Raw genomic sequence first — 12,630 nt, 5'->3', positions numbered from 1 at the left:
CCGGGTGTATCCGGCCTCGGTCACGGTCAGCGTGACGACGGCCAGCCCGGGATCGCGCCAGTACCCGAGCCAGGCCGCGTGGTCGCCGCCGGGGTGCGCCGCCGCGACGGACCCGATCCGCTCGCAGCGGTCGCCGTCCGGGCCGCGCGTGACCAGCGTGTACATGCCGTCCTGGGCGGCGAGGCGGGCCGCGGTCCGGGTGCTGCGGCCGGTGAACGCCGCGAAGCCCCACCGCGCGGCGTCCGGCGCGTGCTCGGTGTACCAGGCCTGGTGGGAGCGGAAGAAGCCGCCGAGGCCGAGGTGGAGCATCCGCACCGGCGCGGCCGGACGGCCGTCGCGGGCGCGGGTCAGCGGCCGGGTCACAGCTTGAACGCCCGGCGCGGGTTGACGGTGACCAGCTCCGCGGCCGTCTCGAACGCCTCGTCCTCGGTCAGCCGGTGCTCGGCGACCAGCTCGGCGAGGAACCCGGCGTCGAGGCGGCGGGACATGTCGTGCCGGGCCGGGATGGAGCAGAAGGCGCGGGTGTCGTCGACGAAGCCGGTGGTGCGGGACAGCCCCGCCGTCTCGGTGACGGCCCGCTGGAACCGGCGGATCGCGTCGGGCGCGTCGAGGAACCACCAGGGCGCCCCCGCGTAGACCGACGGGTAGAAACCGGCGAGCGGCGCGATCTCCCGGGAGAACGCCGTCTCGTCGATCGTGAACAGCACGAGCCGAAAGCCGTCCGCCGTCCCGTACCGTTCCAGCAGCGGACGGAGCGCGTCGGTGAACTCCGCCCGCAGCGGGATGTCGTGGCCGGTGTCGGGTCCGTAGCGGTGCAGGGTCGGCGAGTGGTGGTTGCGGCGCACCGCCGGGTGCAGCGTCATCGCGAGACCGTCCTCGCACGACATGCGGGCCATCTCCAGCAGCATGTGCCGCCGGAACGCGACCGTCTCCGCCTCCGTCGCCGTCCCGGCGAGGGCGGCGCGGTAGACGCGGTCGGCGTCGCCGGGCGGCAGCGGGTCGGTCCGGACGTCGGCGTGGCTGTGGTCGGCGGACGTCGCGCCGTGCTCGACGAAGTGGCGGCGCCGCGCCTCCAGGGCCCGGACGTACCCGGCGTAACCGGACGTGTCGACGTCGGCGGCCTCGCCCAGCCGCATGACCGCCTTCGCCCAGCCGTCCTGCCCCGGCTCCAGGTAGCGGTCCGGACGGAACGTCGGGACGACCCGCGCCCGCCAGCCGGGATCGGCGGCGAGGGCCCGGTGCGCGGCGAGGTCGTCGCAGGGATCGTCGGTCGTGGCGAGCACCTCGATGCCGAAACGGCGGAACAGCGCGCGCGGCCGGAACGCCGGTTCCGCGAGCCGCTCGGCGATCCGGTCGTAGATCCGGTCGGCCGTGCCCGGACCGGGACGTTCGTCGACGCCGAAGACCTCGGCCAGCTCCGCCTCCAGCCAGTACCGGACGGGCGTCCCGCGGAACACCGGCCAGTGCTCGCACAACCGCCGCCACGCCGTCCGGGCGTCGGCCTCGGGGAGCGGGCCGCGCCCCACGCCGAGTTCGTGCAGCGGGACGCCCGCCGCGTGCAGCAGCCGGGTCACGTAGTGGTCCGGCGAGATCAGCAGGCTCGCCGGGTCGCCGAACGGCTCGTCCTCGACCAGCAGCCGCGCGTCGACGTGCCCGTGCGGCGACAGGACCGGAAGCGCCCGGACGGACTCGTAGAGCCGCCGCGCCAGGGCCCGCACGCCGGGGTCGGCGGGCAGGAGCCGGTCGGGATGCAGATGGATCGGCATGGCCTGAATGGTCGTCGGCGGCCGATCCGCACGGCAACGGGTTGCCACGTGTTGCCGCGCGCGGTTGCCCGCCGGGACGCGGGCGTGGTCCGCTGTCGCCATGATGCACCGGATCGGCGGCCCCGGCGGCGTCCTCGCCGCCGAGGAGGCGGCGGCGTTCGTCGCCGAGCGGCTCGCGGCGGAGGACCTCGACGGCCGCAGCGTGTGCCTGGTGGTGCCCGACGGCACCCGGAGCTGCCCGCTCCCGATGCTGGTGCGCGCCGTCCACGCCGCGCTGCACGGCCGCGTCACCCGGCTGACCGTCCTCGTCGCGCTCGGGACGCACGCGCCGATGGGCGACGCCGAACTGGCCGCGCACGTCCCCGCGCTCCCCGGCATGACCGTCCTGAACCACGCGTGGTGGGAGCCGTCGACGTTCGTCTCGCTCGGCACGATCGGCGCCGCGCGCGTCGGCGAGCTGTCCGGCGGGCTGCTGCACCACGAGGTGGACGTGCGGATCAACCGGGCCGTCGCGGAACACGACGTCGCGCTCGTCGTCGGCCCCGTGTTCCCGCACGAGGTCGTGGGGTTCTCCGGCGGCAACAAGTACTTCTTCCCGGGCGTCGCGCACGCCGACGTCATCGACCTGTCGCACTGGCTCGGCGCCCTGATCACCAGCGCGGACATCATCGGCACGCGCGGCGTCACGCCCGTCCGCGCGCTGATCGACGAGGCCGCGGCGCTCGTCCCGGCCCGCAGGCTCGCGCTGTGCGCGGTCGTCGCGTCCGGCTCGGGGGAGCTGCACTCGCTGGCGTTCGGCCCGCCGGAGGAGGCGTGGGCGGCGGCGGCCGAGGTGTCGGCCGGCGTCCACGTCCGCTACCTGGACGCGCCGGTGCGGCGAGTGCTGTCGGTCATGCCGGACAAGTACGACGACATGTGGACGGCCGCGAAGGGCTTCTACAAGGTCGAACCGGTCGTCGCGGACGGCGGCCAGGTCGTCCTGTACGCGCCGCACGTCCGGACCATCTCGGCGATGCACCCCGAGATCGAGGAGATCGGCTACCACTGCCGCGACTACTTCACGAAGCAGTGGGACCGCTTCCGGCACCTGCACTGGGGCGTCCTCGCCCACTCCACCCACCTGCGCGGCGCGGGCACCTACGACGCCGAGCATGGCGAGCGCTGCCGCGTCACCGTCACCCTCGCGACGGGAATCCCCGAAGACGTCGTGCGCCGCGCGAACCTCGACCACCTCGACCCGGCCGCCGTCGACGTCGACGCGTTCGCCGCCGACCCGGACACGCTCGTCGTGCCGCAGGCGGGCGAAGTGCTGTACCGGCTGCGCGGCTGAACCCGTGCGGACCGCGTGGATCGACGCCTCGGCGGGCGTCGCGGGGGACATGCTGCTGGCCGCCCTGCTCGACGCGGGCGCCGCACCGGCGTCCGTCCGGGCGGCGGTGGAGGCGGTCGTCCCCGGCGAGGTCCGGCTCGTGCACGAGGAGGTGACCCGGCGCCGGGCTGCGCGCGGCGCGCGTCCGGGTGATCCCGGGCGACGACCACCCGCACCGCGCCTGGCGCGACGTGCGGCGGCTGCTCGCCCGCGCCGCTCTCCCCGCCCGGGTCCGCGCGGACGCGCTCGCGGTGTTCGGACGGCTCGCCGCGGCGGAGGCGCGCGTCCACGGCGTCCCCGTCGACGACGTCGCCTTCCACGAGGTCGGCGCGTGGGACTCCATCGCCGACGTCGTCGGCGTCTGCGCCGCCCTCCACGACCTGTCGGTGACCGACGTCGCCGCGGGCCCGGTCGCCGTCGGCACCGGCCGCGTCCCGACCGCGCACGGCGACACGCCGGTGCCCGTGCCCGCCGTCGCCGAACTGGCCGCCGGACGGCGCGTCCGCGCGGGCGGCCCCGGCGAACTCGCCACCCCCACGGCATGGCGCTGCTGGCCGTCCTCGCCCGCGAGGCACCCGGCCTCCCGCCCATGCGGCTCGAAGCGACCGGCACCGGCGCCGGTTCCCGCGACACCCCCGCCCGCCCCAACATCGTCCGCGTCTTCCTCGGCGAACCTGAAGCCGCGCCGGAGGGCGGGCCCGAGGGGGAGCCGAGGGAGAGGCCCCGGGAGACGCCGGGGGAGGTGCACCGAGAGATGTCCGAGGAGGTGCCCGCGAAGGAGCCCAGGGAGATGTCCGGGGAGGGGCTTGGAGCGGCGCCTGGGGAGGTAGGCGGGGAAGGGCCCGAAGCGGAGCCGGGGGACGGGTCGGGCGCGGTGGCGGTCGTGTTGGAGGCCAACGTCGACGACCTCGATCCTCGGGTGTGGCCGGGCGTGCTGGCCTCGCTGCTGGAGGCGGGGGCATCGGACGCGTGGCTCGTTCCCGTCCTGATGAAGAAGGGACGCCCGGCGCACACGCTGTGCGTGCTGGGCCCGCCCGGACGGGCGGACGTGCTGCGCGCGGCGATGTTCCGGCTGACGAGCACGCTCGGCGTCCGGGAGCGGGCCGTCCGCAAGACGATGCTGCGGCGCGGCTGGGCGCGCGTGGACGTCCTCGCCGCGCGGCTGCCGGTCAAGGTGGGGCATCGGGACGGTCGCGTGGTGCAGGCCGTCCCCGAGTTCGAGGACGCCGCGCGGCTCGCGGCCGAACGCGGCGTGCCCGTCCGGGCGGTCCTCGACGCGGCGGTGGCGGCGCGCACGCCGACGGGCTCGCGCACGGCGAGCCCGTGCCGTCCGGCCTGGACGCGGACCCGCCCGGGTGACTCAGTGCGGTGCGCGATCTGCGCCCGCGGTGCCCGGCGCCGTAGCCGTTGTCGATGTTGACCACCGCGACGCCCGGCGCGCACGCGTTGAGCATCGCCAGCAGCGGCGCCACCCCGCCGAACGCGGCGCCGTACCCGACGGACGTCGGCACCGCGACGACCGGCGCGGGCACCAGGCCCGCGACGACGCTCGGCAGCGCCCCGTCCATGCCCGCCGCCACCACGATCGCGCGGGCCGCGCGTCAGCGTGCCGAGCAGCGCGAGGACGCGGTGCGGCCCCGCGACCCCCACGTCCACGGCCAGCTCGCACGGCCGCCCGAGGTGGCGCGCGGTCAGCTCGGCCTCGCGCGCCACCGGCAGGTCGGACTGCCGCCGCGAGCACCACGACGCGCCCGCCGGACGGCTCGGGCGGCTCGGGCGGCCACACCAGCAGCCGCGCGTCGGGTTCGTGGCGGGCGTCCGGGAGTTCGGCCGCCACCGCCCGCGCGTGTTCCGGCCCGGCGTGCGCGAACAGCGCGACGCCGTCGCAGCGGTCGCGGCGCCGCGCGGCGATCGCGCGCACCTGCTCGGGGGTCTTCCCCTCGCAGTAGACCGCCTCCGGGTAGCCGCGGCGCGCCGCCCGGTCGTGGTCGAGCCGCGCGAACGACTCCGGCGGGCGCCACCCGTCAGCCATGCCGCGCCTCCACCAGCGGCAGCGTGAACGCGCCCGACTGGATGCCGGCCAGGTCGACCGCGACCATGCGGAACCCGGCCCGCCGCACCGCCGCGAGGGCGTCCGCGCGCAGCTCGCCCGCCAGCCGCGCGATGTCCTCGACCGGCACCTCGACGCGGGCGACCTCGCCGTGGTGCCGGACCCGGCAGTCGCGCAGCCCGAGCCGCCGCAAGGCCCGCTCCGCCTCCTCGACCTGCGCCAGCTTCTCCGGGGTGACCTCCGCGAAGTGCGGGATCCGGGACGCCAGGCACGGTGCGGCGGGCTTGTCCGCGACGGCAGGCCGAACGCGGCCGCGATCCGGCGGACGGCCGCCTTGCCGAGGCCCGCGTCGGCGAGCGCCCGCAGCACCCCGTGCCCGGCGGCGGCCCGGGAACCCGGACGGTCCGGGCGGCGCGCGTCGTCGGCGTTCTCCCCGTACGCGACGGCGGTGACGCCGTGCGCCGCCGCGACGTCCGCCGAGATCCGCACGAACAGTTCGTCCTTGCAGTGGAAGCACCGGTCGGGGCCGTTGGCGCGGTAGGCGGGCGAGTCGCCCTCGCGGGTCTCGACCTCCACCACGGCCGCGCCGACGTGCGCGGCGACCTCGTGCGCCGCGCCGCGCTCGTCCGCCGCGAGGCTGGGCGAGACGCCGAGCACGGCGAGCACCCGGTCCGCGCCCAGCTCCCGGACGGCGATCGCCAGCAGCACCGAGGAGTCCACGCCGCCGGAGAACGCGACGGCGAGCCGTCCGGGCGTGCGCAGCAGCCGGCCCGCGCGGTCGGCGTCCCGCGCGTCCCGTCCGGTGAGCGTCGGCGGCATCGTCATCGCCTCCCGTTCAGGTCCCGCCAGCGGGCCCGGAGGGCGTGCGCGGCGCTCTTCGGCCGCCGGTCGCGGGTGAACACGCCCTTCTTGTTGCCGTCCACGCGGTGGATCCCGTTGGACGTGGCGAAGTCGGCGAAGTTCCACACGTGCTCGCCGACGAACGCGTCGAAGCGGTCGAACACCCGGTGGTTCATCTCGAAGTAGTCCCGCTGGTACTCCTCCGTCCAGGGGACGTCCCACACCGAGTGCAGGCCCGGCAGGGTGTCGGCGCCGTACTCGCCCATCATGACCGGTTTGCCGAACTTCTCGATCCAGGCGCGCAGGTCGTCCTCCAGGTACCGCTCGGCCGTTTCGAGGTCGCCGTTGGCGATGTACCAGCCGTAGTACCGGTTGACGGTGACGACGTCGAAGAGGTCGGCGACGAGGTCGTTGCCGCCGGTCGCGCCGAGCCAGGCGGTGAAGGTGATCGGACGGGACGGGTCGAGCCCGCGCGTCAACCCGACCAGCGGCTCGAAGTACTCGCGCGCGCCCTCCTCGGCCGTCGACGCCTCGTTGGCGAGGCACCACATGACGACGCTCGGGTGGTTCTTGTCGCGGGCGATCAGTTCCCGCAGGTGCCGGGCGTGGGCGTCCCGGGTGGCGTCGCCGAACGTCTCCGGCGCCCAGGTTGGGTCGTGCGGACGTCCGGTGAGCCCGCCCTGCACGGCGAGGTTCAGCCCGACGGCCGCGGTCTCGTCGACGACGACGATGCCGTGCCGGTCGGCGAACTCCAGCACCTCCTCCGCGTACGGGTAGTGGGAGGTGCGGAACGAGTTCGCGCCGATCCACTCCAGGAGCTGGAAGTCGTGCACGAGGTAGGCGTCGTCGTGGCCCTTGCCGCGCACGGGCGTGTCCTCGTGCTTGCCGAACCCGGTGAAGTAGAACGGCTCGCCGTTGATCAGGAACTCGGTGCCGCGCACCTCGACCGTCCGGACGCCGAACGGCTCCCGGTAGACGTCCAGGACCCCGTCGCCGTCCTCGTCCCCGTCCTCGTCCAGGACCTCCACGACCAGGTCGTACAGGTAGGCGGCGCCCGGCCGCCACGGCGTCGCGCCGTCGATCCGCAGGACGCCGTCCGTGCCGTGCGCCGCCGCGACCTCGGCGCCGTCCGCGTCGAGCGCCCGCACCCGGACGGGCGCGGGCGCGTTCGTCTCGACCGCGTACCCGACCGTCCCGGTCGTGCCGTCGAGGCCCGTCGTGATCGTGACGTCCGTGACGTGCACGGCCGGGACGCAGTGCAGCCACACCGACCGGGACAGCCCGGCGTAGTTGTAGAAGTCGTGCTTGTACTGCTGCTCGCGGCGGCCGCTCCGCGACACGGTGATCGTGCCCGGCGGGATCGTCACGTTCGTCAGCTCGTTGTTCACGCCGATCGTGAGGCGGAACTCCTCCCCGGCGCGCACGTGGTCGGTGACGTCGGCCTCGAACGGCGTGTACCCGCCGACGTGCTCGGCGACGAGCGCGCCGTCGACGTAGACGCGCCCCTCGTGGGTGGCCGCGTCGACCCGCAGCAGGACGCGCTCGTTCGTCCAGCCGCGCGGCACGCGGACCGTCCGCTGGTACCAGACCCGGCCCACGTGGTCGCGGATCGCGGGGTCGGTGAACAGGTCGTTGTAGCTCGCCGGGACGGCCGCCTCCAGCCGCGTGGCGAGCGGGCCGCTCCACGGCTCGGGCCCGGCGGCGCCGTCGAGGGCGAACCGCCACACGCCGTCCAGGTTCACCTTCTCGCGGGTCGCGGTCGATCGTGGTCTCAACATTGGCGCTGCTCCCATCGCGTGCCGAGCGCGGCGGCGGCGAGGTCGGCCCTCGCGTCGCCCGCCGCGTCGGGGATCCTGTCCAGGACGGTCCGCAGCGGCTCGTCCCCGAGCCGCCGGGCGATCTGCTTGAAGGGGACGTCGGGGAAGTGCCGGGCGAACGCCGCCTCCAGGGCCGCCCGGACCGCCCGGTCGGCGAGCAGCGCCCGCAGCGGCGTGTCCAGGTCGTGGCCCGCACTCGGCAGGCTCCCCGCGGGCGGCTCGTACGACCAGGCGTGCTCGCCGCCCGCGACCTCGGTCACCAGGCCGTCCGGATGGTGGGGCAGGACGACCGTCGCCGCGGCGCCGTCCGGGACGGTCGCCTCGACCGTCATCCGGCCGCCGGCGACGCGCCAGGCCACCCGCACCTCGCCGTGCGGGGTGCGGTGCGCGAGCGCGGCGCGGGTGAGCCCGCCGCCCGGACGCGGCGCGATGCGCATCGTCCGGTAGCCGGGTTCGACCGGGGTCAGGCCGCCCACGGTCGTGTGCAGCCATTCGGCCACCGCGCCGAAGGCGTAGTGGTTGAGCGAGCACATCGTGGACGGGTTGAGCGTGCCGTCCGGCCGGACCGCGTCCCACCGCTCCCACACGGTCGTCGCGCCATCGTGATCGGGTACAGCCACGACGGGCACGCGGTCTGGAGGAGCAGCCGGTAGGCGTCGTCCAGGTGACCGGTCCGGGTGAGCGCGGGCAGGACGTGCGGGGTCCCCGCGAACCCGGTCGAGATCGTGTACCCGGCGCCCGCGACGAGTTCGGCGAGCCGGTTCCCGGCCCGCTCCTCCTGTGCGGGATCGAGGACGTCGAACACGATGGCCAGCGCGTACGCGGTGACGGTCTCGCCGGTCACCCGCCCGTTCGGGCTGACGTACTCGCGGCGGAACGCCGCCCGCACCCGCTCGTGCAGCGCGGCGAAGCGGGCGGCGTCGGCGTCCTCGCCGAGGAGCCGCGCGGTCTCCGCCATCTGCCGGGCCGTCCTGCACAGGTAGGCGTTCGCGACCAGGAACCGGTCGGTCTTCGCGCCCGCGGAGTCGTCGGGCGGCGCGTCCGGGTCGAGCCAGTCGCCGAACTGGAACCCGCCGCTCCACAGCCCGTCGCCGTCCAGCCGGGCCTCGACGTCCCGGACGAACGCCGTCATCGAGCCGTAGGCGCGGCGCAGGATCGCGAGGTCGCCGTACGCCCGGTAGAGCGTCCACGGGAGCCCGACTGCGACGTCGCCCCACAGCGCCGTCGGGGACGACGGGTGCGGGAGCACGTCCGGGACGGTGAACGGCACCACGCCCCGTTCCCGCTGCTCGGCCGCGAGGTCGTCGAGCCAGGAGCCGAGCACCCCGCGCACGTCGTAGAGGAACGCGGCGGTCGGCGCGAAGGCGTTGATGTCGCCCGTCCAGCCCATGCGCTCGTCGCGCTGCGGGCAGTCGGTCGGCAGGCCGACGAAGTTCCCCCGCATCGACCACACGGTGTTGGCGTGCAGCCGGTCGAGCAGGTCGTTCGACGTCTCGAACCGGCCCGTGCGGGGCATGTCGCTGTGCACGACGACGGCGGTGACCTCGTCGAACGGCCCGTCGACCTCCGCGTACCGGAAGCCGTGCACGGTGAAGCGGGGCTCCCACGTCTCCGGCTCCCCGCCGCCGCGCGGCGTGTAGCGGTCCGTGGCTTGTGCGGAACGCAGCGACCGGACGTCGAGTTCGCCGTCGGGGGTGAGCGTTTCGGCGTGCCGGAGCGTCACGGTGCGTCCCGCTTCGCCGGTGACGGTGAGCCGGATCCGGCCGGCGATGTTCTGCCCGAAGTCGACGATCGTCGCGCCGGACGGGCTCGTCGTGACGGCGACCGGCGCGAGCTCCTCGATCCGGCGGATCGGCGGGGCCGTCCGGGGGACCAGGGCGCGCTCGTCCCAGTCGAACGGCACCGCCGGGGACCAGGACGCGTCGTCGAAGCCGGGGCGGTCCCAGCCGTCCGGTTCCAGCCGCGCGTCGTGGGTCTCGCCGTCGTAGAGGCCGTGCGCGAGGACCGCACCGGTGGCGCAGGTGAACGACCCGTCCGTCCCGACGACCTCGGTCCGGTCGCCGTAGGACAGCTCCAGCCGCAGGTAGACGGCGGGCCGGTCGGTGTAGTGGTGCCGGTCGGGCTTCCCGTTCGCGCTCCAGCCGAGCCGTCCGGCGGCCCAGCCCTCGCCGACGACGGCGCCCAGCGCGTTCGCGCCGGGCCGGATCAGGGCGGTGACGTCGTGGCCGGAGACGGGGACGCGGTGCCGGTAGGAGGTCCAGCCGGGCGCGAGGACCTCGTCGCCGACGCGCGTCCCGTTCAGGTGCGGTTCGACGACGCCGAGCGCCGTCACGTGCAGCGTCGCCCGGTCGGGCGTCCGGTCCACGGTGAACTCGCGCCGGAAGTAGGGGGCGGCGGTTCCGGGGGCGGGGGAGAAGGGCGCGGCGACGAACCCCGCGGTCGCGGCCCGTCCGTCCGGTTCACTCACGGCCGCTCCCGGCGAGCCCGTGGCGTTCCAGCAGCCGTTCCAGCGTCCCGGCGGTCAGGTCGCGGGCGTGGTACTTGGCGAACTTGCGGATCGGCATCGAGGACATCATCCGGAACTCGGGCGTCCGCATCCCCTGCCGTATCGTCTCCTCGCTCCGCCCCGCCGCCAGCTCCCGGACGACGTCCGGGCCCACGGCGGGATGGGTGAGCCAGTCGTCCAGCGACGAGTCGAGCGACAGCGGAAGATCGGCCTCGTCGCCCGCGAGCGTCACCGCGGCCTCCGCGACGACGGCCGACGCGTTCTCCCCGATCTGCACCGTGTACGCGCCGGGCGCGACGGCCCACCCGCCTAGGACGACGTCGTAGTACGCGAACGCGCGGCGGTCCAGCGCGAACTCCACGGTCGTCGACTCGCCGGGCCGCAGCTCGACCTTCGTGAACGCCCGCAGCTCCCGGACGGGCCGCCGGACGGGGCCCGCGCCGGTGGCCACGTACACCTGCACGACGTGCTTGCCCGTGCGGGCGCCGGTGTTGGCCACGGTGACCGAGACGTCCACCGTGTCCGGGCCCGTGGGGACGGCGCGCAGATCGCGCGTCTCGAACGAGGTGTAGGAGAGCCCGTGCCCGAACGGGTACCTGACCGGGACCTCGGCCGTCGCGAAGTACCGGTACCCCACGAGCACGCCCTCCCCGTACCTGACGTGATCCTGCTCGCCCGGGAAGTTCAGGAAGCTCGGGTGGTCCTGGAGCCGCAGCGGGACGGTCTCCGCGAGCCGTCCGGACGGGTTCGCCGCCCCGAACAGGACGTCGGCGATCGCGCGCCCGCCGCCCTGCCCGAGCAGCCACCCCTCGACGATCGCGTCGACCTCGTCGTGCCAGCCCTCCAGGGAGACGACCGCGCCGTTCGACAGCACGACCACGGTGCGTCCGGCCGCCGCGGCGACCGCGCGGACGAGCGCGACCTGCTCGTCCGGCAGCGCCAGCGACTCGCGGTCGGTGCCCTCCCACTCCGCGGACTCGGGCAGCCCGGCGAACACGACCGCGACCTCGGCCGTCCGCGCGACCCGCACCGCCTCCTCGCGCAGCGCCGCCGGATCGCCGTCGCCGTCGGCGTCGCCGTCCAGCGAGAACCCGGGCGCGTACGCGACCATCGCGTCCCGGTCGGCGGCGAGCGTCCGCATCGCGTCCAGCGCGGCGTCGACGCGCGCCGCCCGGACGTCGCGCTGCCGCCGCCCTGGAACCGCGGCGCCACCGCGAACTCGCCGATCACCGCGATGCTCCGGACGCCGTCGAGCGGCAGCACGCCCCGTTCGTTGCGGAGCAGCACCGCCGACTCCGCGGCCAGCTCGACGGCCAGCTCGTGGTGCTCGTCCAGCATCGAGGCGGGCAGCTCGCCGCCGTCCGCCGCGGGGCCGGACCGCCGGACCAGCGCGGCGACCCGCGCGGCGGCCCGGTCGACGACCGCCGGGTCCAGCGCGCCGACCGGACGGGCGCGACGATCTCCGCGTCGCCGTCCGGGTCCGGGCCCGGCATCGACAGGTCGAGCCCGGCGGCCAGCGCCGCCGCCCGGTCGCCGACGGCGCCCCAGTCGGAGATCACCGCGCCGGTGAACCCCCATTCGTCCCGCAGCACCTCGGTGAGCAGCCACCGGTTCTCGCAGGCGTGCACGCCGTTGATCCGGTTGTAGGACGCCATCACGGTCGCCGGGTCCGCCTCCCGCACCACGCGTTCGAACGCGGCGAGATAGATCTCCCGCAGGGTGCGCTCGTCCACGTCCGCGCTCACGCTCTTGCGGCCCGTCTCCTGGTTGTTCGCGGCGAAGTGCTTCACCGACGCGCCCGGCCCCCGCTCCTGCAGCGCCCGGACGTGCGCGGCCGCCAGGACGCCCGCGAGCAGCGGATCCTCCGAGTAGTACTCGAAGTTGCGGCCGCACAGCGGCGACCGCTTGATGTTGACGCCCGGCCCGAGCGACACGGCCGTCCCGGCGGCGCGCGCCTCCCGCCCGATCGCCGCGCCGACGCGCGCCGCGACCCCCACGTCCCAGCTCGACGCGACCGCCACCGCGGGCGGGAAGCACGTCGCGGGCAGGCTGCGGCGCGGATCGATGTGCTCGCTCGAATCGCCGGGACGGCGGAGCCCGTTCGGCCCGTCGAGCAGCGCGATCGAGGGCAGGCCCGCCTCGTCGATCGCCTCGGTGCGCGTGCAGCTCCGGCCGGACAGCAGCGCGGCCTTCCGCTCCAGCGGCAGCCCGTCCAGTTCGGGGGGTGGCACAGTCGTACGTCCTCTCTCGGGGCCGTTCGGGTTCCTCGCGGCGGGGCCGGT

At 75.6% G+C, this 12,630-nt stretch carries 7 protein-coding genes and 5 pseudogenes; 3 read left to right on the top strand and 9 right to left on the bottom strand.

Going from position 1 to position 12,630, the window contains the following annotated elements:
* A pseudogene (locus BJF79_RS34145) lies at nt 1-363 on the bottom strand (mannitol dehydrogenase family protein); the annotation flags it as partial.
* Nucleotides 360-1,766, bottom strand: coding sequence for a glucuronate isomerase (gene uxaC, locus BJF79_RS34140; protein ID WP_075903641.1), 1,407 nt, complete (start codon nt 1,764-1,766; stop codon nt 360-362). The pseudogene BJF79_RS34145 and the gene uxaC, both read right to left, overlap by 4 nt.
* A 100-nt stretch (nt 1,767-1,866) precedes the next feature.
* Between uxaC and BJF79_RS34135 the strand changes: the two genes are divergently transcribed.
* From BJF79_RS34135 to larC (BJF79_RS67630), 3 genes and pseudogenes are all read left to right on the top strand, one after another.
* Nucleotides 1,867-3,096, top strand: a complete 1,230-nt coding sequence (locus BJF79_RS34135) for a lactate racemase domain-containing protein (protein WP_075903639.1) — start codon at nt 1,867-1,869, stop codon at nt 3,094-3,096.
* 4 nt (nt 3,097-3,100) lie between these two features.
* Nucleotides 3,101-3,247, top strand: a pseudogene (gene larC / locus BJF79_RS67635) (nickel insertion protein); the annotation flags it as partial.
* 37 nt (nt 3,248-3,284) lie between these two features.
* Nucleotides 3,285-4,345: pseudogene (gene larC / locus BJF79_RS67630) on the top strand (nickel insertion protein); the annotation flags it as partial.
* On the opposite strand, the gene BJF79_RS67625 reads toward larC (BJF79_RS67630), so the two are convergent.
* The 7 genes and pseudogenes from BJF79_RS67625 to BJF79_RS62895 all read right to left on the bottom strand — a co-directional run bounded on the left by BJF79_RS67625 (nt 4,305) and on the right by BJF79_RS62895 (nt 12,345).
* Nucleotides 4,305-4,703, bottom strand: coding sequence for a hypothetical protein (locus tag BJF79_RS67625; protein WP_410050179.1), 399 nt, complete (start codon nt 4,701-4,703; stop codon nt 4,305-4,307). The pseudogene larC (BJF79_RS67630) and the gene BJF79_RS67625 overlap by 41 nt on opposite strands.
* Before the next feature lie 1,034 nt (nt 4,704-5,737).
* A pseudogene (locus BJF79_RS67620) lies at nt 5,738-6,004 on the bottom strand (asparagine synthase-related protein); the annotation flags it as partial.
* 2 nt (nt 6,005-6,006) lie between these two features.
* Nucleotides 6,007-7,803, bottom strand: coding sequence for a beta-glucuronidase (uidA, locus tag BJF79_RS34105; RefSeq protein ID WP_075903635.1), 1,797 nt, complete (start codon nt 7,801-7,803; stop codon nt 6,007-6,009).
* Nucleotides 7,797-8,375, bottom strand: a complete 579-nt coding sequence (locus BJF79_RS62905; RefSeq protein WP_262402969.1) for an alpha-L-rhamnosidase C-terminal domain-containing protein — start codon at nt 8,373-8,375, stop codon at nt 7,797-7,799. The genes uidA and BJF79_RS62905 overlap by 7 nt, the downstream gene beginning before the upstream one ends.
* A 15-nt stretch (nt 8,376-8,390) precedes the next feature.
* A pseudogene (locus BJF79_RS34100) lies at nt 8,391-10,174 on the bottom strand (family 78 glycoside hydrolase catalytic domain); the annotation flags it as partial.
* 127 nt (nt 10,175-10,301) lie between these two features.
* The gene (locus BJF79_RS62900) at nt 10,302-11,489 is read right to left on the bottom strand and encodes a glycoside hydrolase family 3 C-terminal domain-containing protein (protein ID WP_262402967.1); all 1,188 of its coding nucleotides are present in this window, start codon (nt 11,487-11,489) and stop codon (nt 10,302-10,304) included.
* An 85-nt stretch (nt 11,490-11,574) separates the two neighbouring features.
* Complete coding sequence (locus BJF79_RS62895) at nt 11,575-12,345, bottom strand: glycoside hydrolase family 3 N-terminal domain-containing protein (protein WP_262402966.1); 771 nt, start codon at nt 12,343-12,345, stop codon at nt 11,575-11,577.
* Nucleotides 12,346-12,630: the final 285 nt, after the last annotated feature.

This window comes from Actinomadura sp. CNU-125 (genome assembly GCF_001942465.1).
Classification (GTDB): Bacteria; Actinomycetota; Actinomycetes; order Streptosporangiales; family Streptosporangiaceae; genus Spirillospora.
This window is presented reverse-complemented; position numbering and strand designations above follow the sequence as displayed.